22 protein-coding genes, 1 tRNA gene and 2 pseudogenes are annotated in these 26,227 nt (G+C 66.9%); 11 read left to right on the top strand and 14 right to left on the bottom strand.

Annotation, left to right across the window (positions count from 1 at the left end):
• On the top strand, positions 1-510 hold a 510-nt coding region (locus AB0B25_RS27290), incomplete at its 5' end, for a cytochrome P450 (protein WP_357185149.1).
• A gap of 105 nt (positions 511-615) precedes the next feature.
• On the opposite strand, the gene AB0B25_RS27285 is transcribed toward AB0B25_RS27290, so the two are convergent.
• The 4 genes from AB0B25_RS27285 to AB0B25_RS27270 all read right to left on the bottom strand — a co-directional run bounded on the left by AB0B25_RS27285 (position 616) and on the right by AB0B25_RS27270 (position 4,432).
• Positions 616-1,773, bottom strand: a complete 1,158-nt coding sequence (locus tag AB0B25_RS27285) for an acyl-CoA dehydrogenase (protein WP_357185161.1) — start codon at positions 1,771-1,773, stop codon at positions 616-618.
• 161 nt (positions 1,774-1,934) lie between these two features.
• Complete coding sequence (locus AB0B25_RS27280) at positions 1,935-2,561, bottom strand: TetR family transcriptional regulator (RefSeq protein WP_357185158.1); 627 nt, start codon at positions 2,559-2,561, stop codon at positions 1,935-1,937.
• Between the two features lie 190 nt (positions 2,562-2,751).
• Positions 2,752-3,267, bottom strand: coding sequence for a 5-(carboxyamino)imidazole ribonucleotide mutase (gene purE, locus AB0B25_RS27275; protein ID WP_357185147.1), 516 nt, complete (start codon positions 3,265-3,267; stop codon positions 2,752-2,754).
• Positions 3,260-4,432, bottom strand: coding sequence for a 5-(carboxyamino)imidazole ribonucleotide synthase (locus AB0B25_RS27270; RefSeq protein ID WP_357185155.1), 1,173 nt, complete (start codon positions 4,430-4,432; stop codon positions 3,260-3,262). Before AB0B25_RS27270 ends, purE begins: the two co-directional genes overlap by 8 nt.
• An 87-nt stretch (positions 4,433-4,519) precedes the next feature.
• On the opposite strand from AB0B25_RS27270, the pseudogene AB0B25_RS27265 reads away from it, so the two are divergent.
• A pseudogene (locus tag AB0B25_RS27265) lies at positions 4,520-4,999 on the top strand (GtrA family protein); the annotation flags it as partial.
• Positions 5,000-5,060: 61 nt separating this feature from the next.
• On the opposite strand, the gene AB0B25_RS27260 reads toward AB0B25_RS27265, so the two are convergent.
• The 4 genes from AB0B25_RS27260 to AB0B25_RS27245 all read right to left on the bottom strand — a co-directional run bounded on the left by AB0B25_RS27260 (position 5,061) and on the right by AB0B25_RS27245 (position 8,531).
• Complete coding sequence (locus tag AB0B25_RS27260; RefSeq protein ID WP_357185144.1) at positions 5,061-6,368, bottom strand: HAMP domain-containing sensor histidine kinase; 1,308 nt, start codon at positions 6,366-6,368, stop codon at positions 5,061-5,063.
• Between the two features lies 1 nt (position 6,369).
• The gene (locus AB0B25_RS27255; RefSeq protein ID WP_357185142.1) at positions 6,370-7,047 is read right to left on the bottom strand and encodes a response regulator transcription factor; all 678 of its coding nucleotides are present in this window, start codon (positions 7,045-7,047) and stop codon (positions 6,370-6,372) included.
• A gap of 16 nt (positions 7,048-7,063) precedes the next feature.
• Positions 7,064-7,606 (bottom strand): PH domain-containing protein, encoded by a 543-nt coding sequence (locus AB0B25_RS27250; protein ID WP_357185139.1) that lies wholly within the window; start codon positions 7,604-7,606, stop codon positions 7,064-7,066.
• 124 nt (positions 7,607-7,730) lie between these two features.
• On the bottom strand, positions 7,731-8,531 hold the full coding sequence (locus tag AB0B25_RS27245) for a biotin--[acetyl-CoA-carboxylase] ligase (protein ID WP_357185137.1): 801 nt from the start codon (positions 8,529-8,531) through the stop codon (positions 7,731-7,733).
• Between the two features lie 432 nt (positions 8,532-8,963).
• Between AB0B25_RS27245 and AB0B25_RS27240 the strand changes: the two genes are divergently transcribed.
• The 3 genes from AB0B25_RS27240 (at position 8,964) to AB0B25_RS27230 (ending at position 11,717) form a co-directional block, all read left to right on the top strand.
• Positions 8,964-10,604, top strand: coding sequence for an acyl-CoA carboxylase subunit beta (locus AB0B25_RS27240; protein ID WP_357185135.1), 1,641 nt, complete (start codon positions 8,964-8,966; stop codon positions 10,602-10,604).
• Positions 10,605-10,752: 148 nt separating this feature from the next.
• Complete coding sequence (locus tag AB0B25_RS27235; RefSeq protein ID WP_357185132.1) at positions 10,753-11,088, top strand: acyl-CoA carboxylase subunit epsilon; 336 nt, start codon at positions 10,753-10,755, stop codon at positions 11,086-11,088.
• Positions 11,085-11,717, top strand: coding sequence for a nucleoside triphosphate pyrophosphatase (locus tag AB0B25_RS27230; protein WP_357185129.1), 633 nt, complete (start codon positions 11,085-11,087; stop codon positions 11,715-11,717). The genes AB0B25_RS27235 and AB0B25_RS27230 overlap by 4 nt, the downstream gene beginning before the upstream one ends.
• Here the strand turns inward: AB0B25_RS27230 and AB0B25_RS27225 are convergent.
• Complete coding sequence (locus AB0B25_RS27225; RefSeq protein ID WP_357185126.1) at positions 11,646-12,437, bottom strand: transcriptional regulator; 792 nt, start codon at positions 12,435-12,437, stop codon at positions 11,646-11,648. The genes AB0B25_RS27230 and AB0B25_RS27225 overlap by 72 nt on opposite strands.
• A 252-nt stretch (positions 12,438-12,689) precedes the next feature.
• On the opposite strand from AB0B25_RS27225, the pseudogene AB0B25_RS27220 reads away from it, so the two are divergent.
• From AB0B25_RS27220 to AB0B25_RS27210, 3 genes and pseudogenes are all read left to right on the top strand, one after another.
• Positions 12,690-12,842: pseudogene (locus tag AB0B25_RS27220) on the top strand (sulfurtransferase); the annotation flags it as partial.
• Between the two features lie 390 nt (positions 12,843-13,232).
• Entirely contained in the window at positions 13,233-15,038 is a 1,806-nt protein-coding gene (locus AB0B25_RS27215; protein WP_357185124.1) for an acetyl/propionyl/methylcrotonyl-CoA carboxylase subunit alpha, read from the top strand.
• Positions 15,039-15,278: 240 nt separating this feature from the next.
• The gene (locus AB0B25_RS27210) at positions 15,279-16,217 is read left to right on the top strand and encodes a patatin family protein (protein ID WP_357185122.1); all 939 of its coding nucleotides are present in this window, start codon (positions 15,279-15,281) and stop codon (positions 16,215-16,217) included.
• A 37-nt stretch (positions 16,218-16,254) separates the two neighbouring features.
• Here AB0B25_RS27210 and AB0B25_RS27205 read toward each other — a convergent pair whose 3' ends face one another.
• On the bottom strand, positions 16,255-18,294 hold the full coding sequence (locus AB0B25_RS27205; RefSeq protein WP_357185120.1) for a protein kinase: 2,040 nt from the start codon (positions 18,292-18,294) through the stop codon (positions 16,255-16,257).
• Between the two features lie 348 nt (positions 18,295-18,642).
• Here AB0B25_RS27205 and AB0B25_RS27200 point away from each other — a divergent pair, with 348 nt between their 5' ends.
• Complete coding sequence (locus AB0B25_RS27200) at positions 18,643-18,987, top strand: hypothetical protein (RefSeq protein WP_357185117.1); 345 nt, start codon at positions 18,643-18,645, stop codon at positions 18,985-18,987.
• Positions 18,988-19,141: 154 nt separating this feature from the next.
• Here AB0B25_RS27200 and AB0B25_RS27195 read toward each other — a convergent pair whose 3' ends face one another.
• From AB0B25_RS27195 to AB0B25_RS27185, 3 genes are all read right to left on the bottom strand, one after another.
• Positions 19,142-20,359: a YncE family protein gene (locus AB0B25_RS27195; protein ID WP_357185115.1), complete on the bottom strand. Its 1,218-nt coding sequence runs from the start codon at positions 20,357-20,359 to the stop codon at positions 19,142-19,144.
• A 125-nt stretch (positions 20,360-20,484) separates the two neighbouring features.
• Positions 20,485-21,819, bottom strand: coding sequence for an L-lysine 6-transaminase (gene lat / locus AB0B25_RS27190; protein WP_357185112.1), 1,335 nt, complete (start codon positions 21,817-21,819; stop codon positions 20,485-20,487).
• 59 nt (positions 21,820-21,878) lie between these two features.
• The gene (locus AB0B25_RS27185; RefSeq protein ID WP_357185109.1) at positions 21,879-22,337 is read right to left on the bottom strand and encodes an Lrp/AsnC family transcriptional regulator; all 459 of its coding nucleotides are present in this window, start codon (positions 22,335-22,337) and stop codon (positions 21,879-21,881) included.
• 110 nt (positions 22,338-22,447) lie between these two features.
• Between AB0B25_RS27185 and AB0B25_RS27180 the strand changes: the two genes are divergently transcribed.
• Together AB0B25_RS27180 and AB0B25_RS27175 are read left to right on the top strand one after the other, a co-directional pair.
• Positions 22,448-23,977 (top strand): aldehyde dehydrogenase family protein, encoded by a 1,530-nt coding sequence (locus tag AB0B25_RS27180; RefSeq protein ID WP_357185106.1) that lies wholly within the window; start codon positions 22,448-22,450, stop codon positions 23,975-23,977.
• 75 nt (positions 23,978-24,052) lie between these two features.
• A tRNA-Met gene (locus tag AB0B25_RS27175) sits at positions 24,053-24,126 on the top strand.
• A gap of 702 nt (positions 24,127-24,828) precedes the next feature.
• On the opposite strand, the gene AB0B25_RS27170 is transcribed toward AB0B25_RS27175, so the two are convergent.
• Positions 24,829-26,178, bottom strand: coding sequence for a cytochrome P450 (locus tag AB0B25_RS27170; protein ID WP_357185103.1), 1,350 nt, complete (start codon positions 26,176-26,178; stop codon positions 24,829-24,831).
• Between the last annotated feature and the right edge of the window lie 49 nt (positions 26,179-26,227).

Below are 26,227 nucleotides of genomic sequence, written 5' to 3'. Positions count from 1 at the left end.
GCGGCCCTGCTCCTGGACGCCGGATTCCTGACGACGGTGAACATGCTCGGCAACGGCATCGCCCTGCTGACCAGGCATCCAGAACAGCTGGAGCTACTGTCGGCGCAGCCGGAACTCTGGGACGGCGCGGTCGACGAAATCCTCCGCTACGACGGCCCCGTCCGGATGACCGGCCGGGTCGCGAGCTGCGACATCGACATCGCCGATCAGCATGTCAAACGCGGTTCCCTGGTCTTGTTGTCGTTGGCGGGCGCCAACTACGACCCCGGCGTGTTCCCCGATCCCGAACAATTCGATGTCACCAGGGCCAACGCCGCGGACCATCTCTCCTTCAGCAGCGGGATACACGGCTGCCTGGGAGCCAGACTCGCCCGACTGGAGGGCACCATCGCGCTACGCGCCCTCTTCGAGCGATACCCGGATCTGCGCCTGGACGGCCCGCCGATCCCGCACCACCTGCGGAACCTGCACGCCTACCGCTCCATGCCCGCCATGCTGCCGGTGGGCTAGCCGCGCAGCGTCGACCTTCCCACACGCACGGCCAGCGATCACGGGTTGTTCGAGCTACGGCCTGGAGACGGCCCGACTCGCGTTTTCAGGCGAAGCCGCGCCACATCACTTGAGCAGGGCGCGGGACATGACCAGGCGCTGGATCTGGTTGGTGCCCTCGTAGATCTGGGTGATCTTCGCATCGCGCATCATGCGCTCCACCGGGAAGTCGGTGGTATACCCCGCGCCGCCGAACAGCTGGACGGCGTTGGTCGTCACCTCCATCGCGACGTCGGAGGCGAAGCACTTGGCGGCGGCGGAGATGAAGCCGAGATTCTTTTCGCCACGCTCGGCGCGGGCGGCCGAGGTGTAGACCATCAGGCGGGCGGCCTCGATCTTCATCGCCATGTCGGCGAGCATGAACTGGGTGTTCTGGAAGTCGGCGATCGATGTACCGAATTGCTTGCGGTCCTTGGTATACGCGATGGCCGCGTCCAGCGCGCCTTGGGCCAGGCCGACGGCCTGCGCCCCGATGGTCGGGCGGGTGTGGTCGAGGGTCTGCAACGCGGTCTTGAAACCGGTGCCCGGTTCGCCGACGATCCGGTCGCCCGGTACCCGGCAGTTCTCGAAGTACAGCTCCGCCGTAGGCGAACCCTTGATGCCGAGCTTGTGCTCCAGCGGGCCGACCACGAAGCCCTCGTCGTCCTTGTGTACCAGGAACGCCGAGATGCCGTTGGCGCCCTTGTCCGCGTCGGTCACGGCCATGACCGTGTACCAGGAGGACTTGCCGCCGTTGGTGATCCAGCATTTGGATCCGTTGATGATCCAGTCGTCACCCTCCCGCTTGGCCCGGGTACGCATGCCGGCCGCGTCGGAACCGGCCTCACGTTCGGAGAGGGCGTAGGAGGCCATCTCGCCGTCGACGATGTCCGGCAGGACCTTCTTCTTCAACTCCTCGGAGCCGTTCAGGATCATTCCCATGGTGCCGAGTTTGTTGACCGCGGGGATCAGCGACGAGGAACCGCAGACGCGAGCGACCTCTTCGATCACGATGCAGGTGGCCACCGAGTCGGCGCCTTGGCCACCGTAGGCCTCCGGCACGTGCACCGCGTTGAAGCCCGCGGCATTGAGCGCGGTCAGCGCCTCCTCGGGGAAGCGAGCATCGCCATCGACGTCCTTGGCGTGCGGAGCGATCTCCTTCTCCGCGAGACCGCGGATCGCAGCACGCAGCTCATCGTGAAAGTCCTCGAGCTTGAACAGGTCGAAATCGGGGTTTCCCGCCATGCGGCTCACTCCTGGTCGTCGGTCGTGATCGCCGATCCGCGCCGGGCGGATCAACGCATCGGCACTCAGTGCCATATATGACCTCAGCATACCCGCAAAAAGGCGATCACATGCATGTATTACCTGACACTCAGTGTCAGTAGCCGACGTTCCGGTGGATGCTAGAGCGTACCGAGTTTGCGGGCGAGCAGATCGGCGACCTGTCGGGGCGGGGCATCGCGCGGGAAGACCGCGACGACCAACTCGTCGGCGTGCACCGCGCGCCCGGCGCCGCGCGGAATCGCGGCCAGCTCGACCCGCAGGTCGGCCGCGCCGGCGTCCGACTCGCCGCGCACCATCCGGCGCAGCAGGTAGTTGTGCGTCGTCGTGACAGCCGCGGCGAACTGCACCCGGGCCAGGTCCGGTACCTCGGGCAGTCGCTCACGCAAGTAGTCGGTGAACAACCGCTCATAGCGGAACACCGTGACGATCTCGCGCTCGCGCAGCGCGGGCACTTGGCGGACCACCTGGTAACGCCGCGCCGCGATCTCCCGCCACTGCGTGAATCGCTCGAACACCAGCACCACCGCCGCGCACACCGCCTCCCACGGATCCTCGCGCGAGGCCGTCAGAAACTCCTGCGCCTGCGCCAACTGCGACTCGTGGTCGGCGAAGATCACGTCCTCCTTCGACCGGAATTGCCGGAAGAACGTCCGCCGCGAGATCCCGGCCGCCTCCGCGATCTCATCCACCGCCGTCGACTCGTACCCCTTCGCGGCAAACAACCGCAATGCCTGATCCACGACCATGAGTCGAAAGTGCGCGGTGTCGTCGCCGCCCCGCACCCGAGCGATGTCACCAGTAGTCACGGACTCACCGTAGTCAGAAGGCGCGGACGCGAGTTCCCCACAGTGACGTTCCTGCGTGTGGTGTCGCCGAGGCGGACAACTCCGGCCCAGAGGATCATCCGCCTGTCGCGCTACCCGGATCGACTGCGACTCAGCCCAGGAGTCGTGCGCGCAGCGCGTCGTCCTTTTCCGAGACCATCTGTTCGAGCCCGGCCTGGAACTCTTCCATGCGGGTCCGCAGGGCGGGGTCGGCGGCGGCGAGGATGCGCACGGCGAGCAGGCCCGCGTTACGTGCGCCTCCGATGGAGACGGTAGCCACCGGGACGCCCGCAGGCATCTGGACTATGGACAGCAGCGAGTCCATGCCGTCGAGATACTTCAGTGGGACGGGCACACCGATCACCGGAAGGGCCGTTGCCGAGGCGACCATGCCGGGGAGGTGGGCCGCGCCACCCGCGCCCGCGATGATGACCTTCAGCCCACGGCCCGCCGCGTCACGTGCGTAGTCGAGCATGCGCTGTGGGGTGCGGTGCGCTGAGACGACACCCACCTCGAAGCGAATTCCGAACTCCGCCAATGCTTGCGCGGCGGCCTCCATGGTCGGCCAGTCCGAGTCGCTGCCCATGATCAGGCCGACCGCCGGCGTCACTGCCACTGCGTCACTCATGCGGATCCCATCCATCGGTCCAAACTGCGTGCGACATCCAGTGCGCCGCGCGCTCGGCCTTCTCCCTGACCTCGGCCACGTCGTCGCCGAGGATGTTGACATGCCCGATCTTGCGTGCGGGGCGCTCGCCCTTGCCGTACAGGTGCACTTTGGCCGCGGGCATCCTGGCGAACAGGTGGTGCAGCCGCTCGTCCATCGACATGGCCGGCGCCTCGGGCGCGCCGAGGATATTGGCCATCACGGTGACCGGCGCCAACGGGCTGGTGTCGCCGAGCGGGTAGTCCAGCACCGCACGCAGATGCTGCTCGAACTGTCCGGTGCGCGCACCGTCCATCCCCCAGTGCCCGGAATTATGCGGGCGCATAGCCAATTCGTTCACCAGCAAGGCGCCGTCGTCGGTCTCGAACAACTCCACCGCCATCGCGCCGACGACGCCGAGCTCCTCGGCCAGGTTCAGCGCCATGGTCTCGGCGGCCACAGCCACCTGCTCGGGCAGGCCGGGCGCGGGCGCGATCACCACCGCGCACTGCCCGTTGCGCTGCACGGTCTCCACCACCGGCCAGGTCGCCGCCTGCCCGAACGGCGAGCGGGCCACCATCGCCGACAGCTCCCGCTTCAGGTCGACCTTCGCCTCCGCGAGCAGTTGCACACCGTGTGCGAGTTGATCGACGACGATCGCCTCGGCCGCCTCGGCGGAGTCGGGCATCCACACGCCGCGCCCGTCGTAACCGCCGCGCACCGCCTTCAACACCACGCGCCAGTCGTGTTCGGCACCGAAACGCACCGCGTCGGCCGGCGAGGTCACCGGTGTGAACGCGGGCACGGGCAGCCCCAGTTCGGCGAGTTTGGTGCGCATGGCCAGCTTGTCCTGCGCGAAGACCAAAGCCTGCGGTGGCGGCTGCACGTTGACGCCCTCGGCGACCAGTGTCTCCAGGTGCTCGGTCGGCACATGTTCGTGGTCGAAGGTCAGGGCGTGCGAGCCGACCGCCGCCTTGCGCAGGGCGGCCAGGTCGGTGTGGCTGCCGAGTACCACCTCGGGACTCACCTGAGCGGCCGGGTCGTCGGGGGTCTCGGCGAGCACACGGAGCCGCTGGCCGAGCGCGATCGCCGCCTGGTGGGTCATGCGCGCCAACTGACCGCCACCGATCATGGTGACGGTGGGCATGGCCGACGGATCGAAAGAACGTGCGCTCACGTCGGACAATATTGTCATGTCCGGTGGCAATGAGCGGTACCGGTACACTCCGGTGTTGTGTCATTCGTCGACGACGTGGTCAGCGTCCTCCCCAAGCCGCTGCAAGACATCGCGTACCGGCATCGGGAGTTGATCAAGTTCGCGATCGTCGGCGCGACCACCTTCGTGATCGACAGCGGCATCTTCTACATGCTGAAGTGGACGGTGCTGGCGGAGAAACCGGTCACCGCCAAGATCATTTCCGGCGTCCTCGCCGTGATCGCGTCCTACATCCTGAATCGGGAATGGTCGTTCAAGAACCGCGGTGGCCGCGAACGCCACCACGAAGCGCTGTTGTTCTTCGGCGTCAGCGGCGTCGGGGTGGTGCTCGCCTTCACTCCGCTCTGGATTTCCAGCTACGTCTTCGACCTGCGCCAGCCCAATGTGAGCTTCACCGTCGAGAACGTCGCCGACTTCATCAGCGCCTTCGTCATCGGTAATCTGCTGCAGATGGCCTTCCGGTTCTGGGCCATGCGCCGCTGGGTCTTCCCCGACGAAATGAGCGAGATCGACGCGGAATTCGAGGATCTGGTGGAAGAGGAACTCGGCCGCGGCTGAGTCACCGCGGCTCGGACACACCCACGTTCGACGGCCGGGACGCCGAAGCCCCCAGGAATACCGCGAACAGCGCGGGTCTGCGTCGCTGCAATTCCAGGCGCCCGCCGTCGGCTTCGACCAACGCCCGCGCCAGCGCCAATCCCACGCCGGTCGATCCGCCCGCGGAGAATCCCCGATCGAAAACGTGCGGCGCCAACTCGTCGCGGATCCCATCGCCCTCGTCGGCGACCTCGACACAGACGAGCGGTTCCCGGTCGCCCCCCGGCCGGACCGTGCGCACCGACACCGTGCAGGTCCCGCCACCGTGCATGAGCGCGTTGTCCACCAGCACCGCGACCGCCTCGCGCAGCCGCGAACCGGTGATCGGCGCGCGCAATGACTCGTCTCCGGTCAACGTGAGCGTCCGGCCCGCCTCACTGAACGGGTGGGTCCATTCGGCGACCACACCGCGCAGTTCGGCCATCACCGGCACCGGATCCCGGTCGGCCGCGTCCTCGTCACGAGAGGTGCGCACAAGATCGTCGATCGCGTCGGTGAGCCGGTCCACCTGGGCCATTGCCTCCTCCGCCTCGTGCACCACCTCGGGGTCGGAGTGCGTGGACAACTCGTCGAGACGGAGCCGCACGGCGGTGAGCCTGCTGCGCAGTTGGTGCGAGACATCGGCGACCAACGCGTGCTCGCGCTGGAGCCGTCCGGCGATCTCCACGGTCGCCGAGTCCAGCACATCCGAGACGCGGTCCAGTTCCGAGATGCCGTGCCGGCGCGGATCGGGGCGGAAATCGCCCATCGCCAGCCGGGCGGCGCGTGCGGCGACATCGCGCAACGGATCGGCCACCCGGCGGGCGGTGACCACCGCGACCGAGACCGCCGCGCCCAGCGAGGCGAGCACCGCGAGCGCGACCACCGCGACCGCCTGACGCTGCATGGCGTGCATCGGCGCCGAAGGCACCTCCAAGCGCAGCGATCCCAGTGTCCCCATCGACAGTGACTCCACCAGCGGGTCGGACACGTCGGCCACCCCGATGTCGCGCCGCGAAGCGTTGTCCTGTGGCGACGGGTAGACGATGGTGAGCTTGCCGTGCTCCGGAACCAGTGGCGCCACCGACCGGGTGTCCAGTTCGCCGAGCACCGTGCCGTCGCCACGCTCCTGCGCGATGATCTCCACGGCGATCCGGTCCAACCGGTTCTGCAAGTCGTTGCGGGTGATGTCCTCGACCCACAGCCAAGCCGTGTAGATGAGCGGCAAGCCGAGCACCACCGTGGTGAGGGTCAGCACGGTGAGCATCGAACGCAGAATCCTCCGGCGCACGTCAGTCGGTATTCAGTCGGAATCCGACACCGCGGACGGTGACGATACGGCGCTCGGCCATCGGGCCCTCGTCGCCGATCTTGCGGCGCAGCCAAGACATGTGCATGTCCAGGGTCTTGGATCCGCGTAGCTCTGCGTCCCCCCAGACCTCACGCAAGATCGTTTCGCGCGGCACCACTTGGCCCGCTCGGTCGATCAGTACCTTGAGCAACTCGTATTCCTTGTTGGCCAACCCGATTTCGACGCCATTGACCAGAACCCGCCGTGCCGCCGGCTCCAACCGGATACCGCCGACCTCGACCGTGTCGTCACCGATTCCGCTGCGGCGCAACAACGCCCGCACCCGGGCGAGCAATTCCGCGAGCCGGAACGGCTTGCCGACATAGTCATCGGCGCCCGCGTCCAGGCCGACCACGAAATCCACCTCGTCGGTGCGCGCGGTGAGCATCAGCACGGCCAGATCCGCACCGCGAGCACGCACCTGACGGCACACCTCCAGCCCGTCCATGCCGGGCAGGCCGAGATCGAGGATGAGCAGATCGTGGTTGCCTTCCAGCGCACGCGTCAGCACGGCGGGCCCGAAACGCTCGACGGTCACCGAATAGCCCTCACGCCCGAGCGCACGCGACAGCGGCGCGGCGATGGCCTCGTCGTCTTCGGCCAGCAGTACAGCGGTCATCTGCCCAGGTTACGGCTTATCGGTAGCCGCCACGGTCGTCCCGGGTACCGCGACCGGCGTGACCGCGCTCGACATCGAACACCTGGTGGTAGAGCAGCGCGTGCACCTGCTGCACGGCGGGGATGTCGTCGTACTCGAGCGGTTCGGCCGACGACGACTCGATGATCAGCGTGCCGGTGCCGAGCATGCGGTCGAACAGTCCGTGCCGGAACTGCACACTGGAGATCCGGCTCATCGGAATGTCGATACCGGTGTGCGTGAGCACACCGAGGCGAACGAGCACCCTGCGGTCGGTGATGATGAAATGCGTCGACTTCCAGCTGACTATCGGTGCGACACAACGCCATCCGAGGACGACCAGGTACACCACGAGCACCGTGATCAGCAGCGCGGACCGCGCACTTGCCTCGGTCTTGCGTGCGATGAGTCCCCCGGCGAAACCGGCGAGTGCGGTAGCGACGATGAGTGTCACAATCGGCCAGAACAGCATTTTCCAGTGCGGATGACGATGGAGTATCAGCTGTTCGTCGGGCGCCAGCACATCCTCCGGATAACCCATGTCAGGCACCCTACCGCGTGCTCGAGCCCGAGCGGCCGACACCGAAGCGCGTCGTGCGGCACGATCGTCGGCGCGTCTGCCGGTTCCCGACGATCCGGCGAGCAGGCGGGCACTCTCGGCAGTATCAGTATTCCGCGCGCAAATGGGTGACATCGGCCGCCGACACCGCCTGGTCGCCGATGAGTAGGCGGCCCGCGTCGTCGATACCGCCGGCGAGACCGGTCAGCGTCCGACCGCCGGGCAACTCGGCCCGAACCTCGGCGCCGATCGTGCTGCACCGCTCACGGTAGGCGGCGGCGAGGTCGGTGGTAGCCCAGTTCCGGTCGCGCCACGCGGTGAAGCGACGGGCGAACTCGGTCAGCAGCGCTCGCGCGAGCACGGTGCGATCGGTCTGCGTCGCGCCGGCCAGGGTGAGCGACGTGGTATGCGGCGCCGGCAGTTCCGCCTCGGTCAGACTCACGTTGAGCCCGACGCCGACCACCACGGCAGGCCCCTGGTCACCCGCCGCGACTTCGGCGAGGATGCCCGCGACCTTTCGGCCGTCGATCAGCACGTCGTTGGGCCACTTGAGGTATGCGGCGACCCCCGCGGTCGCACGCAGCGCGTCGACCACGGCGACGCCGGTCAGCAGCGGCAGCCAGCCGAGCGAGGCGGGTTCGATTCCGGGCAACCGCAGCAGCATCGACATCGCGATCTGTGCCCGCGACGGGCTGACCCAGGTTCGCGCGTGTCGTCCACGCCCGTGTTGCTGTGCCTCCGCGAGCAGCACCGCCCGGTCGGCGTCCGGCTCGCCCGCGCGCGCGATCAGGTCCACGTTCGTGGACCCGGTCGTCTCCACCACATCGATGTGGCGGAAGAACGACAGCTCGGGCGACTCGACGACACTGCGCCGCAATTGCCCTGCATCCAACGGTTGCCTTTGCACATCGGCAGGCTACTCGCCGCGCACCATGCCACCCGACGAGGTCGGGCTCGCGGACTCGGGGTCGCCGGCCGCCCTTTCCGCCCGGTCCTGCTCGGACGCCGTCCGTGTCCGCACCGCCACCGGCGCCGTGATCGGACTCGTCGTAGGTCCGCGCGACTTCGACGGTCGACATCCTCGTCCATGCCGCGGCAGTCGCGTCGGGTTCGGCGACCGTTCTGCCCCAGATCCCTTCCGCCGGTTCTTTCGGCATCTCGAAATCGGTCGTCCCAGGCGATCCCGACCGCACCGCCCGCGATACTCATCGTGCGCCTCCCGCACCCACCGACCGACGGGGAAATTCGAGCCTGAAACCTGATCTAGCTGCGGTTTTTACTCACCGGTAGGCCGGCCTCCGCTAGAACGAAGCACTGGCACTCGTTACACTCCGGAGCCATGACGAGTGTCCAGCAGCAGCCCGCATCAGGTTCGGCGGGCTCCCCCGATATCCACACCACTGCCGGGAAGCTGGCTGACCTGCGGAATCGGCTGGAAGACGCCAAGCACCCGATGGGTGAGGCCGCAGTCGACAAGGTGCATGCGAAGGGCAAGATGACCGCCCGTGAGCGCATCCTCGCCCTGCTGGACGAAGGTTCGTTCGTCGAACTCGACGCGTTGGCCCGCCATCGGAGCGTGAACTTCGGTCTGGAGAACAACCGGCCGCTCGGCGACGGGGTGGTGACCGGCTACGGCACCATCGACGGCCGCGACGTCTGCCTGTTCAGCCAGGACGTCACCGTATTCGGTGGCAGCCTCGGCGAGGTCTACGGCGAGAAGATCGTCAAAGTAATGGATTTGGCACTGAAGACCGGCCGTCCGCTGATCGGCATCAACGAAGGCGCGGGTGCACGCATTCAGGAGGGCGTCGTCTCACTCGGCCTCTACGGCGAGATCTTCCACCGCAACATCCAGGCCTCCGGCGTGATCCCGCAGATCTCGCTGATCATGGGCCCGGCCGCCGGCGGTCACGTGTACTCCCCCGCGTTGACCGACTTCGTGGTGATGGTCGACGGCGCCAGCCAGATGTTCGTCACCGGCCCGGACGTCATCAAGACGGTCACCGGCGAAGACGTCACCATGGAGGATCTCGGCGGTGCGCACACGCACATGACCAAGTCGGGCGTCGCGCACTACGTCGCGTCCGGCGAGCAGGACGCGTTGGACTACGTCAAGGACCTGCTGTCCTACCTGCCGAGCAACAACCGCGCCGAGGCGCCGCGTTTCCCGGCCACCGACCCGGTCGACGGCGCGATCGAGGACTCGCTCACCGACGAGGACCTCGAGTTGGACTCGATCATCCCGGATTCGCCGAACCAGCCCTACGACATGCACGAGGTGATCTGTCGTCTGCTCGACGACGACGAGTTCCTCGAAGTGCAGGCCGAGCGCGCGATGAACATCATCGTCGGCTTCGGCCGGATCGACGGCCGCAGTGTCGGCATCGTGGCCAACCAACCCACGCAGTTCGCGGGCTGCCTGGACATCGACGCCTCGGAGAAGGCGGCGCGTTTCGTACGCACCTGCGACGCGTTCAACATCCCGATCGTCACCCTGGTCGACGTCCCCGGATTCCTGCCCGGCACCGACCAGGAATACAACGGCATCATCCGGCGTGGCGCGAAGCTGCTGTACGCCTACGGCGAGGCCACCGTGGGCAAAATCACGATCATCACGCGTAAGGCCTACGGCGGCGCCTACGACGTCATGGGTTCCAAGCACATGGGCGCCGACGTGAACCTCGCCTGGCCGACCGCTCAGATTGCGGTCATGGGCGCTTCCGGCGCGGTCGGATTCGTGTACCGCAAACAATTGCAGCAGGCCGCCAAGGACGGCGCCGACGTCGACGCGCTGCGGCTCGAGCTACAGAACGAGTACGAGGACACGCTGGTCAACCCGTACGTAGCCGCCGAGCGTGGATACGTGGACGCGGTCATTCCGCCGTCGCACACGCGCGGTCAGATCGTGTCGGCGCTGCGACTGCTCGAACGCAAGATGGTCAGTCTCCCACCGAAGAAACACGGCAACATCCCGCTGTGATCAAGCGATACCTCGGTAGGCCGCGCACACTGGTTGCGGAGACGTAATGAGTGGATCCGAGGATAATCGCTTCATCCGGATACATCGGAATACGCCGAACATGCCTGATCAGGACAACGCGATCGAGGCAAAGAGAGGATCTGGCACTGTGACAACCGTGGCAGAAGAAGATGTGTTGAGCGCCGTCGAACTGGATTTCACAGTCGACCCGATCGCGGAGGAGGTCGTAGCGACTTCCGACGCGAACGTGATCGCCGCACGTGCCGAAGCCACCGCGGAACCGTTGTTCCGCGTTCTCAAGGGCGCGCCCACCGACGAGGAACTCGCCGCATTGGTATGCGTCCTGTCCGCCGCCGCGAACAGCGCGGCAGCGGTGGGCCCGTCCGGTCCGCCGGACCTGTGGGGTCGCCCGACCCTGATGCACCGCGGCAGTTCGCCGTTCGCTCCGTACGCATTCCCTCAGCTGTCGCACCTGCGCGGGTGACCAGGCTGGTTCTCGCTTCCGCGTCCCCAGCGCGCCGAGAAGTACTCCGCGCGGCGGGTATCGATCCGATCGTCCGAGTATCGGAGGTGGACGAAGACGCGGTGGCCGACGCTCTCCCGCAGGGCACCGCGCCCCAGGTGGTGGTTGTCGAACTGGCCCGCGCCAAAGCGGCCGCGGTAGCCGCCGCCATTCCCGAATTCGCCACCGATTGCGTGGTCGTGGCCTGCGACTCCATGCTGCTCGTCGATGGCGAGTTACAGGGCAAACCACACACTCCCGACGTCGCCCGTGCTCGCTGGGGCGTGATGGCGGGGCGCAGCGCCGATCTGGTGACCGGCCACTGCGTACTGCGGCTGCGGGAAGGGCAGATCGCTGCCGAGGCGGTCGACCACAGCGCCACCACGGTGCATTTCGCCAAACCGGAACCCGACGAGTTGGACGCCTACATCGCGACCGGTGAACCGTTGCACGTGGCGGGTGCGTTCACCCTCGATGGGCTGGGCGGCTGGTTCGTCGACCGCATCGACGGAGATCCATCCAGCGTCATCGGCATCGGACTACCACTGCTGCGCCGACTGCTTGGCGACGTGGGCATCGGAGTTACGCAGTTGTGGGGCCACACGGCCTGACGGCGCGATCAACGGCTCGGGAGGCATCTCGTCGTCGTCATACGCGGCGGGAACCGTTGCCCCGTCTTGGTCGACCGGGGGCCGGGCCGCGACGAGTTCCAGCCGCGCCATACACAGCTCCGGCTCGATGAACGGATACAACTGGACGTCGACCTCGCCGCGCGCCCCGCTGCGGTCGAGCACCTCTTCGATCAGGCCGAGGTGCACACCGCACACCACCTCGGAGTGCGTGCGAGCGAGTTCGCGCAGCGGACAGGCCGGAAGCCGGATCACGACGCGCTCGGCGGTCTCCGCGGCCGAGTCGCGCTCCGGCGCGAAGCCCAGCTCCGACATCAGCGTCATGGTGACGTCTTTGGCATCTTCCAGCGATTCGATCCGGTGGTCATCGACGTCGAGTTTGGCGCCCCAGGCCCGGCCCGCCGCTATGGCGGCTTCCGAGCGACGCCGCGGGTCGGGCCCCAACTGATCGGCCAGCACCTGCGCCAAATCCTGGTAGCCAACAGATCGCTGTACCGCGCTGTATCCGATACGCGGCCGCCCGCGACCGCGGGGTGGCTGCTGGAATTGCCGGACAAGGGATTCCCTGGTGAGCACGTCGAGATGGAAGCGAACCGTCGTGACGTGCTGTCCGGTGATTCTGGCCAGTTCCTGGGCGTCGAGAGGTTCGCTGGCGCCACGTAGGATCGCAAGCAATCGCCGCCGCGGCCAAGAATCGGACATAGCTCACCCCTCCTCCCGGGAGACTTTATCGGATGTAGGTGCCATTTATTGATCCCTCATCCGATTTGTGATCTGAAACGAGAGTCACTATCGCCTCACACCTGGCGTCGCTGTGAGACCCGAACCCGTTGTCACCACCGCCTACCCACGTATGAAGAACCCACACGTGCCCGCTGCCAGGATCCTCATCTCCTCATCCGATTCGATACGCATCCTCACCGACTAGTAACCACAGAGTGGCTATCGGCAAACATGGGCACGAAAGGACTCGTCCTCATCGAGTCCGATGTGGACATAGTGCTCTACGACATCGGCCACGTTACGGACGCCACGACAGTGGACTGGCGAGGCGATCCGAACGATCCGGTCACGCGCGACTATATCGACGGAACCCGTTTTACCGAACAGGACGATGCGATGGTCTACAGCCACGCCGTGTACGGTCCAGTCACCCGTGGTTCCTACCCGCTCGGCTGCGACACTGCCGCAACCTCGACGGTTCCCGGACCGAATGGGGCAACGCGGTACGGATGTCGATCGCCACCGGGAATGGACCCGACGAGATCCCTCGAGGCGGCTGGCGACGGGCTCGCAGCAGGTAGGCAGGCCGCCACCACCAGGTCAGCGCCATGGGTTATGATCTGCGACCTACTGTCGAGTAGGGCTGGTCGAGTTCGGCGTGTATCGGCGGACTGCCTACACTCGCCCGAGAGGTAAATTGTCGACCACGGGAGCGGAGCCTGCGCAGCGACCCCATCCCCGCGAAGCGACCAAAGATTGCACACAGGAGGCTCAGTGCCCAGCCATGCCAGCGCGCGGATCACGAAGGTACTCGTAGCCAACCGAGGTGAGATCGCGGTGCGCGTGATCCGGGCCGCCAAGGACGCGGGCATCGGCAGCGTCGCGGTGTACGCCGAGCCGGATGCCGATGCGCCGTTCGTGCAGCTCGCTGACGAGGCATTCGCCCTGGGCGGACAGACCTCGGCCGAGTCGTACCTCGTATTCGACAAGATCCTGGACGCCGCGGCCAAGTCCGGCGCCGACGCGATCCACCCCGGCTACGGCTTCCTTTCCGAGAACGCCGATTTCGCCCAGGCTGTCATCGACGCCGGGCTGATCTGGATCGGCCCGTCCCCGCAGTCGATTCGCGATCTGGGTGACAAAGTCACCGCGCGACACATCGCCGAGCGCGCGAAGGCGCCGATGGCCGCAGGCACCAAGGATCCGGTCGAGAACGCGGCCGAGGTCGTGGAGTTCGCCGAGAAGTACGGCGTTCCGGTGGCGATCAAAGCAGCGTTCGGCGGCGGTGGCCGCGGCATGAAGGTCGCGCACTCCATCGAGGAGATCCCCGAACTGTTCGAGTCGGCCACCCGGGAGGCGATCGCCGCGTTCGGTCGCGGCGAGTGCTTCGTCGAGCAGTACCTGGACAAGGCCCGCCATGTCGAGGCGCAGGTCATCGCCGACAAGCATGGCAATGTCGTAGTCGCGGGTACCCGCGACTGCTCGCTGCAGCGGCGCTTCCAGAAGCTCGTCGAGGAGGCCCCCGCGCCGTTCCTGTCCGACGAGGTGCGCGCGAAGATCCACGCCTCCGCCAAGGCCATCTGCCGGGAAGCGGGCTACTACGGCGCGGGCACGGTCGAATACCTGGTGCAGGGCGACACGGTCTCCTTCCTCGAAGTGAACACCCGCCTGCAGGTCGAGCACCCGGTCACCGAGGAGACCGCGGGCCTCGACCTGGTGCGCCAGCAGTTCCGTATCGCCAACGGCGAAGAGTTGGAGATCAAAGAAGACCCGACGCCCCGCGGCCACTCCTTCGAATTCCGCATCAACGGCGAGGACGCGGGCCGTGGCTTCCTGCCGGCCCCGGGCCCGGTCAGCGTGTACAAGGAGCCGACCGGCCCCGGCGTGCGGGTCGACTCCGGCGTGGTGCAGGGCAGCGTGATCGGCGGACAGTTCGACTCGATGCTGGCCAAACTGATCGTCACCGGCGAGAACCGCCTCCAAGCGCTGGAGCGGGCGCGGCGCGCCTTGGCCGAATTCCAGGTCGAGGGTCTGGCCACCGTCATCCCGTTCCACCGTGCGATCGTCGAAGACCCGGCGTTCGTCGGAAACGGCGAAACGTTCGACGTCTACACCAAGTGGATCGAAACCGAGTGGAACAACACCGTCGAACCGTTCACCGGTGCGGGCGCCGCGGCTGACGCGGACGAAGATCTGCCTCGGCAGAAGGTCGTCGTCGAGGTCGGCGGGCGCCGGGTCGAGGTGTCGCTGCCCGGCAACTTCACCGTCGGCGGCGGAGCGGGCGCGTCGGCGAGCAACGGCGCCGGTGTGATCCGCAAGAAGCCCAAGCCGCGCAAGCGCGGCGGCGCGGGCGGCGGCGCGGCTTCCGGTGACGCGGTCACCGCTCCGATGCAAGGCACCGTCGTCAAGGTCGCCGTCGAGGAAGGCCAGTCCGTCGAGGCGGGCGACCTGATCGTGGTGCTCGAGGCGATGAAGATGGAGAACCCGGTCAACGCACACAAAGCGGGTGTGGTCACCGGTCTGTCCGTGGAAGCGGGCGTAGCGATCACCCAGGGCACGGTCCTCGCGGAAATCAAGTAGACACCAGGCGAAAACCGTTCCGAGCGGGCGTTGGACAACGATGTCCAACGCCCGCTCTGCGCAACTCGCCGACCGTTCGATCGCGCGACGTGCGCCGGCTCCCCGGGATATGCGAGCTACCTCCGCCCACGTCTGACGCGCACCCCGCGATGTCCGATTCGTTCGCCGGCCTCCCGCCGGGATACGTGAGCTACCTCCTGCGGACCTGATGCGTATTCCGTGGTGTCGTATCGTGGTCGAGTGTCCAGCTCGCCAGGCGTCTCCCCCGTCGCGGAGGTGATCCGCGACCGCTACAGTTCCGCCGGCCGTGCCGACGGGCATCGGCTCGTGCTCGTCGTGGAAGGTGGCGGCAGCCGCGGTGTCTACTCCAGCGGCATGGTGGCCGCACTGGAGGAACTCGGTCTCGCTGGTGTGTTCGACGCGGTCTACGGCACGTCCGCGGGCGCGATCAACGGCGCGTGGCTGCTGTCCGGGCGCGCCGTACCCGGCATGCGCTCCTGGACCGATCCGGTGATCATGCGGCGAGCCGTCGATCCGTCGCGTCTGCTGCGTGGGCGTCCCGCATTCGACCTGCGCTATCTGGTCCACCAGGTATACGACGGCATCGAGCCGATGGACTTCCCCGCGATCCTGGCCAACCCGACCACCCTTCATCCGATCGCCACCGACACCCGCACCGGCCAGGCCGTCGACCTCCACCCGCACATCAGCGACAAGCGCACGCTCATGCGCGCGCTACGGGCCTCGGCGGGCCTGCCCATCCTGGCCGGGCCACCGGTCACCCTCGGCGGCTCCGCCTACTTCGACGGCGGACTGACCGAAACGGTGCCGATCCGCGCCGCTGTCCGCGGCGGCGCCACCCATGCCTTGGTCTTGCGCACACGCCGCGTCGACGAGAAACGCCCGACCGCCTCCCGACTACACCAACTCGTCGGTGGCGGCTACCTGCGCGCCGTAGCCCCCGGCGCGTACCGCGCCTGGCTCGAACGCCCGTACCAGCAGGACATCGAGGACAGAGCGCTAACCGAGCTCGGCGACTCGGTCCTGCCAATTCACCCCCCGGCCGGTTCCCCGGACGTCGACAGCGCGGCCCGGGACACCACCTTGTTGGCCCGGGCACTGGACATCGGACGCCAAGCGGTCCGCACCGCCCTCTTCGACACCGTCCGCGTCGCCTGAGCCGACTGTCGGCGACCGTGCGTGCGGCGTGGCCCGGTCAGTCGAGGCGCACCTGGACGCCGTGGGAGAAAACGAAGTCGTGCAGTTCGAGTTGGGCGGGACCGGCCTGCGAGGGTAGGTCGAAGACCAGTTGGGTGGTGGCGGACTGGCCGGGACGCAGCTCGAATGAATAGCCGAGGCGCTGTTGGGTGTTCTGCCACATGGTGGCGGTGGCGTTGTGATCGAACGGCGCGCCATGGGTGTCGAACAGTCGCTGGCCCATCGGCAGGAACCATTTCACCTCGTCGGAGATGTTGCGAACGGTCACGGTGACGATCAGGAACGAACCCACCGCCGTTTGCAATCCGACCCGCGACACGCCCGCGTCGACCTTCGTCACCACGAACTCGAACTTGCCGTCGCGAACCGGGGTGCCGACCGACGCCGGGACTGCCGGTTCGGCGGGCGACTGATCCCGGGGCGGCCCGGGATATTCTTGCGCCCGCACCGAGGGCGGCAGGGCGGGCGGACCCGAGTCGCCCGCCTTGCCCCCGGCGGCGATCAGCGCGAAACACCCCGCCGCGAGCGCGAACGGCGTCAGGACGATCACGACCAGTGCGCCGATCACTTTCGACATCAGGTTCCGCCGCCGCGGCCGTCGACGCGCTGCGGGGACGAAGGGGCGCCGCTGCGAAACCGGTTGATAGGCACGCTGATCGACCCGAGCGGGAAAGACCTTGCGCGCAGGAGCGCCGACCCGGGAATACGGTACGGGCAACGGCGCGACCGGCCGGTGCTTCCGAGGCTGCACCCGCGCCTGGAAGGCGAGCAGCCGCGCCTGCCATCCGGCGGGACTCGCGCCCGACTGACCAGACCGAGCAACGACAGACTGCGATCCGTTCGAATACCAGGGCAGCGCGCCTGGGTTCGGCTGTCCGGCAACGGGATTTGCCGGACCGGCAGCCCCAGGTGACTGCGGTGCGCCGTACTGTGCCCACCCCCCGCCGGACGACGACACGGAATTCGGATTATTGTGTGCCACATCGGAATACGGACGCGGAATGACAGGTACGTCGAGCTTGGTCGCTACCAGAGTTGGCGTCGGGCCGGGATCCGGTAGGACCTTGGTCGGTGCAGGGGCCGGTGCCTGCTCGGGCCTGGGCGGAGGCTCCGCCGAGGACTCCTCGGGCTGCCTCTTCGTTGCCGGACGGCCCGGTTCGGAAAGATATCTGGTCCGCGGCATCGACTCGGCCGCGGGCGCCGGCGCGGTCTGCCCACGCGGGGCGGGCACACCGAGCGCGGTGCGCGCCGCGGCAGCGAAATCGCCTGCGGTGCAGTACCGATCGGCCGGGTCCTTCGCCAGACCACGGGCGATGACCGCGTCGAGCTCGACGGGAACATCGGCGCATACCGCGCTGATGCGCGGCGGTGGTGTCATCAGGTGGGCGTGCATCTGCTGCGCGGGATCGGTGTCACCGTAGGGCCGCGCGCCGGTGAGACATTCGTAGAGCACACAGGCCAGCGAATAGACGTCCGCGCGTCCGTCCACGGTGCCGGCGAACCGCTCCGGGGCCATGTACGCCAGGGTGCCGATCGCCATGCCCGTGGCGGTCACGGCGGTCTGTCCGAGTCCGTGTGCGATGCCGAAGTCGATCAGGTAGGTGTAACCGGTGGGATGCACGACGATGTTCGACGGTTTGACGTCGCGGTGCACCAACCCGGCCCGATGGGCCACATCCAGTGCGATCGCCGCGTGCCCCACGATGCCGACCGCGACGTCCGGGCGCATCGGCCCCTCGGCGGCCAGCTTGCCCGCGAGATCGGTGCCCTCGACGAACTGCATGTCGATGTAGAGCCGGCCATCGATCTCGCCGAATCCGTGGATCCGCGGTACGTGTGGATCGCGCAGTGTGGCGACCGCCTCGGCTTCACGCTCGAACCGTTTGCGGTAGTCGGCGGCGGTCGCGAGTTCGGGCGGCAGAAGTTTCAGCGCCACCCATCTCGTCGCCGCTGTGTCATACGCCAGCCAGACCTGCCCCATGCCGCCCTTGCCGAGCAGCCGCTCCAGCCGATAACCGCCGAATCGCACCTCCCCCATCGCGAACCTCCAGTCGCCGTCGACATCTGGCGGACTCGACCTCCGCCCGGACGAGCCGACAACGGAAATCAGCAGCTCACCATACGAATGCCGAATAATCCGGCCTCTTTCGGAGCCTAATCGCATGCCGACTCGGACACCACTGTGCGCTCAACGACAATCCGCGCGCGCCTGCCTACGCGCCCATCCCCTCACCGTGGCCCGGTTTGCCTTGTCTTACCTCGTGTCCGATCATTTCGCGGGGTGGCTCGGAAGCAGCGGCTCAGCGATTTCGCGCGGCGGCATTGTTCGGCGCCCCACGACACCGGTCCCCGACGAGAAGCACCGTGACGAGGAGAACAAGCGCCAATGGAACCGATCGAGATCAACGCGGGCACCTGGTATCTGCGTGCTCTGCGCGCGGACAACCGCATCGATGACCGCCCGGCCCTGGCGGAGGGCGGTATCACCGACCCCGATTACGTGGCCGAGCGCAGCCGGGGCTGGGCCGAGGAGACCCACTTCACCTGGGCAGTCTGCGAACCGACCACCGCCGAACTTGTCGCCGAGATCGGCGTGACGCCCGCGGGCGACGGCACTGCGAGCGTCACCGGGTGGGCGCGTCCGGGATACACGCCGGCGCTGGAGACCGGGCTCACCGCCGTCCGACGCTTCGTCGAGGGCGGATTGGGCCTGCGCCCGGTCGCTTCCTGATCGAACACAACGTGCGTGGGCAGCACTTATCGACTCAGGCCGAGGTAGCCCTGCCAGCACATCAGCAGCCCCGCGCAGCGCTCTCGGGTGTCATTCCAGCTCGCGGAATCCGGTGCGGCGCAAACGCTCTCCGGATAGACGCAGCCGTACCGGGTCAGCGCATGACACCGGTGTGCCCGGTGGAGTAGCGCCCGGGCTGAGGCCAGATGGTGAGCCCGTGTGGCCCCTTGCCGACCGGAATACGAGCCAACAAGGTCCAGTTGACGATGTCGATGGCGTACACCTCGCCGTGGTGGCGGCCCGACGCCCAGAAGATTCGGCCGTCCGCGGAGATATTGCCCATGTCGGGACTGCCGCCGCCCGGTACGAACCACTTGTGCACCAGCCCGTTCGCCGCGAAATCCCACACCGAGATGCTGCCCTCGTGCCGGTTGGTGATCAGCATCTGCTGGGAGTCACGGGTCACGTAGAGCCCGTGCGTCCCCTTGCCGGTCGGCACGAACCCGGTGTTGTCGAAGGTGTGCGCGTCGATGGTGTACACGCCGTTCGCGACCATGTCGGCGACGAAGAAGGTATTCCCGTCCGGTGACAGCTTCACATCCTGCGGCTTGCCGGAGCGGCCGCCCGGCAGGTCGATCATCTTGACGACCCGGCGCTCGGCGACATCGAACACGAGCATCCGGCCGATGAATTCGCAGGAGGCCAACCCGAAGCGGCCGTCGGCGGTGAAGTCCATGTGATCGATGCCGGCACAGTCCGGCACCGGCAGGCTGTGCATTTCCTGCCAGGTCTGCGGGTCGTAGAAGTCCAGCGATTTGTCCGCCTCCGCGACAACCAGCGCGTACCGGCCGTCCGGTGTGTAGTACATGTTGTACGGATCGCGCACCGGGAACGGCTGCCCGGGTTTGCCGGTGCGCGGATCGATCGGCAACAGGCTGCCACTGCCCAGCGGCAGGTCATTGGTGACGAACAGCGTCTGCAGATCATAGGACGGCACGACATGCTGCGGCTCCAGGCCACCCGCCGGGAAGGTATCGATCACCCGGAAAGTGTTCGGATCGATCACCGAGACGGTGTTCGACATGCTGTTGGGCACGTAGACGAGTTCGCGATGGTCGGCCACGCTCGGGCTCAGCTCGCGGTTGGCGGCATACACGTCGGTGGGCGAGAGCGGCGCGGGCATTCCCGGGAGCAGTTCGGCCGGGCCGGGCGGGAGCGCGGCGGCGGCCGGGGCGGGCATGGTGGCCGGGGCAGTCGGGATATTGGCGGTGCCCGCGTCGCTGGAGGCACAGCCGGCCACAACTACCACGGCGGCGAGGGCGACCCCGAGATGATGCGGCAGGCGCCTTCGGTGCCCGCGCTGTCGGTTCACGCGCTGCACCGGGTCAGGGAGTGGTGAACAAGGGGACATGTACGCGAAGCCTAAGTGGTGGATCCGGGATTCCGGCGTAGTCCGCGCCGGGGCGACCGGAATCCCGGATCATTCGCTTACGCAGGTCAGACGAGGGCGGTCAGTACCCGATCCAGCGCGGCGACGGCTTCGTCGAGTTCGGCGGCGGTGACCGTCAGCGGCGGGCGGAAGCGAATGCCTCGCTCGCCGGTGCCGAGGATCAACACGTGCTCACGCTCACGCAGCGCGGTCAGCACCTGGTCGCGCAGCTCGGCCGAGGACAGCGTGATCGCACACATCAGTCCCCGTCCCCGTGGCTCGCTGACGTCGGCGTGCTCGGCGGCCAGCGTCTGCAGCCGATCGAGCAGGTGCGCGCCGAGCGGACGCGACCGTTCGATCAGCTCGTCGCGCTCGAGCACCTCGAGGATGCGTCGGGTCCGCACCATGTCGGCGAGATTGCCGCCCCAGGTCGAGTTGAGCCGGGAGCCGACCGCGAACACGTTGTCGGGTATCTCGTCCACCCGCCCGCCCGCCATCACGCCGCACACCTGGGTCTTCTTGCCGAAGGCGACAATGTCCGGCGCGAGCTCGAGTTGCTGGTAGGCCCAGGTGGTTCCGGTCATTCCCACACCGGTCTGCACCTCGTCGAGGACAAACAGCGCGTCGTTCTCGTGGCACAGCCGCTGCATCGCCTGCAGGAACTCCGGACGCAGGTGCCGGTCGCCGCCCTCACCCTGAATCGGCTCCGCGATGAAACAGGCAATGTTGTACGGATTTTCCGCGAATGCCCGCCGCGCCTGGTCCAGCGCACGCGCCTCGGCGTCCTCGACGTCGAAGGCCTCGGTCCGGTACGGCGCCTCGATGCGTGGCCAGTCGAACTTGGGGAAGCGCGCGGTCTTGACCGGGTCGGTGTTGGTGAGCGACATGGTGTAGCCGGTGCGGCCATGGAACGCGCCGGTCAGATGCAGCACCTTGGTGCCGAGTCCCGGTGCGCGGCCGCGGCATTGGTTGTGCCTGCTCTTCCAGTCGAACGCGATCTTGAGCGCGTTCTCCACCGCGAGGCCGCCACCATCGATGAAGAACAGGTGCGGCAGTCGCGGATCACCGAGCACTCGGACGAAGGTTTCCACGAAGCGCGCCATCTCGACGGTGTAGATGTCGGAGTTGCTCGGCTTGTTCAGCGCCGCGACGACGAGTTCGTCGCGGAACGCGGCGTCGTCGGCGAGGGCGGGATGATTCATGCCCAGCGCGTTGGACGCGAAGAAGCCGAACATATCGAGGTAGGAGCTGCCGTCACGTTCGTCGACGAGACGACAGCCGCGGGATTGTCGGAGGTCCAGCACCAGATCGAAGCCATCGGCGAGGATGCTGGCCGACAAGATCTCGTGTACTCGGGCGGCGGGGGTGACCGCCGTGAGAGTGCGTTCCAGTTCGATGGTCACGCCACCGAGGGTACGCAAAAATTTACGGAATCTCTACGAAATGGTGTATATATTCCGCGTTATGACTCTCTGTCATAGAATGTCTGCAAGATAATGGTGCTTCGAGTCCTGACGTTGGCGGTCGCCCTGATCTGTTGCAGCAGCTGCTCGAGGTGTCTCGGGGACGCCACCCGCACCAGCAGGACATAGCTCTCGTCACCCGCCACCGAGTGACACGCCTCGATCCCGGGGATGTGCTGCAGGGCCGCGGGCGCATCATCGGGCTGTGACGGGTCGAGAGGAGTGATCGCTACGAATGCCGACAAGAGCTGACCGAGCGCTTCGGGATCGACGTGTGCGGTGTACCCGCGAATCACCCCGCGCGCTTCCAGCCGACGTACCCGTGATTGCACGGCGGACACCGACAGACTTGCCTTTTCGGCCAAGTTCGACAGGGTGGCCCGGCCATCTGCCATCAGTTCACGTATCAACAGGCGATCGATGTCGTCGAGTGCCGGTCTAGCTGGTGTATCCGCCATCAGCGAAGGCTAACCCAGGCGGCCCGACTGCGCCCGAAACCGTATCCCCACCCTCCCGATATATGGGATAGACCGCCGCGAAGCGGCCGAAAGGTACAGCGGAACAACACATGACTGAAGTACTAGGCACCGAGACCACCCCGGAACTCGCCGCTCGCGCGGCCGCATTATTGCGCGCACTCGACGTGCAACCACCCGAGCCCGGCGAGCTAGCCGCACACACTCCGATCACCGGAGGGCAACTGCTGACCCTGCGCCCCACCACGCTCGACGAAGTCGATGCCGCGATCGGCCGGGCCGCCACCGCGTTCCGAGCGTGGCGCCGCGTGCCCGCCCCCGTCCGAGCCGCGGTGGTGCGCAGGCTGGCGGAGTTGCTCACCGCGCACAAGAGCGACCTCGCCGAACTGGTGACGCTGGAGGCGGGCAAGATCCCCGCCGAGGCCGCTGGCGAGGTACAGGAGATGATCGACATCTGCGAGTTCGCCATCGGGCTCTCCCGACAGCTGTACGGACGCACCATGCCGTCGGAGCGGCCGGGGCACCGGTTGATGGAGACCTGGCATCCGCTCGGCGTGGTCGGGGTGATCTCGGCGTTCAACTTCCCGGTCGCGGTGTGGGCCTGGAACACGGCGGTCGCGCTGGTCTGCGGTGACACCGTGGTGTGGAAACCATCGGAGACGACACCCCTGACGGCGGTGGCCTGTCACACCCTGCTGCGCCGCGCAGCCGTCGAGATCGGCGCGGACCCCGAAGTACACCAACTGATCCAGGGCGCGAGCGAGGTCGGGTCCCGACTGGTCGAGGACGAGCGGGTGGCGCTGGTGAGCGCGACCGGCTCGGTGCGCATGGGCCGTCTCGTCGCGCCCCGCGTGGCCGAACGACTCGGGCGCAGCCTGCTGGAATTGGGCGGCAACAACGGCGCGATCGTCACGCCGTCGGCCGATCTGGAGCTCGCGGCGCGGGCGATCGTGTTCGCGGCCGCGGGCACCGCCGGGCAGCGGTGCACTACACTGCGGCGGCTGATCGTGCATCGCGACGTGGTCGGTCCACTGATCGAACGGCTCGAACACGCGTATCGGCAACTGCCCGTGGGCAACCCGCTCGACGACGGGGTACTGGTCGGCCCGCTGATCGACCGCAGAGCCTACCTCGGGATGCGCGCCGCACTGGACAAGGCGATCGCCGACGGCGGCGAAGTGGTCTGCGGTGGCGAGCGAGTCGACGGATTCGGTGACGACGCCTACTACGTGCGGCCCGCCATCGTGCGCATGCCCGCCCAGACCGCCGTGGTCCAGGAGGAGACTTTCGCCCCCATCCTGTATGTGCTCGGCTACGACGACTTCGACCGCGCGATCGCCTTGCACAACGAAGTGCCGCAGGGCCTTTCGTCCTCGATCTTCACCACCGACCAGCGCGAGGCCGAACGCTTCCTGGCCGCCGACGGGTCCGACTGCGGCATCGCCAACGTCAATATCGGCACGTCCGGCGCCGAGATCGGCGGCGCGTTCGGTGGGGAAAAGCAGACCGGCGGCGGCCGCGAATCCGGATCGGACTCCTGGAAGGCATACATGCGCCGGGCCACCAACACGGTCAACTACTCCGACCAACTACCCCTCGCACAGGGCATCGAGTTCGGCTGACCAACCCCCGCTACCCTGCCTCACCTGCACGATTCGGTCGTGGGCGCACAGTTGTGTAGTGTTATCCCTACCCGACGCGGGGTGGAGCAGCTCGGTAGCTCGCTGGGCTCATAACCCAGAGGTCGCAGGTTCAAATCCTGTCCCCGCTACTAGGTAAACGGCCCGGACACAGTGTCCGGGCCGTTTTTCATCCCCCTGGGGACAGACATCGGCAACCTCCGCCGAACTCAGGATTCCGGATCGACTATGGGTCCGAGCCTGCGTCGCCCAGTTGATAGTCCGCGCCACGCACTGCCACGTCCCGATCCATCCCCGGTAACACGGCGAGTAGGTCTCGAACGTGCGCACCTCGACCTGGCCGACTCGCTCGCGGACCGACACAACCAGGGGTAGGCGACGATCGCGGACCGGTCGACAATCGGAAATCGTTGCCACGCACGAAGATTCGATGCCGAACCGACGCTATATCGTCAGGCCGTTCCGGCCGGAACCGGATAAGTCGCGCACAGAGCGTGCGACTCGGCATGGAATGCGCGCCGCACGACCCGTAGTACACACGATCCGGAACACTTCCCCGCCGATCCTCGAACCTGGCCGAAGACCGTCCCCAGCAACAGTCCGGTCATCCCGCTGATGGGATGGCGGCCGATCTCGAGTAAGAACGACGGGCTCGACTTCCTGCGCTACCGGCAAGCCATTACCGCGAGCCTCGACACGATAGATCTCTATGCGCTGCATGGCATCGTGAGGACATCGCCATCCCGCTGGTCGACACCTTCTGCCGGGAGGGGAGCGCCGATCTCATCGGACATACGTGTTCCCGCTGGTCTTCGAGGTCGTCAATACCTTGATCACGAGGTTCGGTCGCGACGCTTCTCCGCGGTCAGGAACAGGTTGCGCGGGGTGTACGTAGACGCGGCGATCTTTTCCATCGTGGTGACCGCCTCGGCGCGCAACCGCCATCTGGCCGCGATCGTGGCGAGGGCCAGAGTCCCCTCGACGATCGCGAAGACGTCACCGATGCACTTGCATGGCCCGTTTCCGAATTGGATGATCGCATCTCGGGGAATCTGTGCCGCCCGCTCCGGCAGCCATCGCTCCGGATCGAACTTCTCCGGATCCGAGAACACGCGCGGATCACGTTGCACGATATAGGAACTGACGATCACCGAAGCACCCTTCGGGATCGGATATCCCTCGAGTTCCAGATCCTCGGTGGCGCGACGGGTGATGATCCAGGCCGGTGGGTAGCAGCGCAGCGCCTCGCTGATCACCTGGGCGGTATATGTGAGCCGCGGGATGTCGGCGTATTCCGCAGGTCTGCCATCGAGTACGTCATCCACTTCGGCGTGTAGTCGCACCTCCACATCCGGATGCTCGGCGAGCACGCCGAACACCCATGCCAGGGTCGCCGCGGTGGTTTCCGATCCAGCGACGAGGATAGTCGTGATCTGGTCGCGAATCTCCGCATCCGACAACCCTCTGCCGGTCTCTTCATCCGTCTCTTCGAGCAGTGTGCTCAGCAGATCGTGCCGGGGATTCTCGCTCTGCCGGTAATCGGCGATGACGTTGTCGATCATCGAGTGCAGTCGCGCCACACCCGCGGCATATTCGCGGTTGCGCGGCAGTGGCAGTTTGTTCAGCGCCGGAAGCGGGGTGGTCAGCTGCTGGTACATCAGGTCCAGCAGACGCGGCAGATTGTGCTGCATCTCCGCCACCAGATCCTTGCCCGGCTCGGCGGAGATCAGCGCCTTGGCGGTGACCGCGAGCGTCAAAGCGGTCATCTCGACTCGAACATCGAGCACCTTGCCACTGTGCCAAGCGTCGGTTCGCGCGATGATCTGCTCCCGCATGGTCTGCGCGTACTCCGCAATCCGCTCGCGGCGAAACGCCGGTTGCATCAGGCGGCGCTGCTGCTTGTGTACGTCGCCTTCGGAACTGAGCAGACCATCACCGATATGCCCACGGGCGCCACGAATCTGCGCGCCCTTGTCGAACTTTCGCGGCTGGACGACGAGCACTTCGCGCGCCAGTTCCGCCGAACTGACCACGAAGGCCCGCTCGGGTCCCAGCCTGATCTGCACGATGTCGCCGAACTGCGGCAACGACGTGAAGAACTCCAGGGGATCATTGCGTAGTCGCAGGGCGTGCCCCAGCAGCGGTAGGCCGCCGGGGGCAGCGGCAATTTCGCGAGTTGGCACAGTGACTCCTCTGGCGATGTGTCGCGGACCATTAAGGGGCACTTAGATT

Origin of the sequence: Nocardia sp. NPDC049190 (assembly GCF_040648115.1) — a bacterium.
Taxonomy (GTDB): Bacteria; Actinomycetota; Actinomycetes; order Mycobacteriales; family Mycobacteriaceae; genus Nocardia.
The sequence above is the reverse complement of the archived record's forward strand: the minus strand, read 5'-3'. Positions and strand labels throughout refer to the sequence as shown.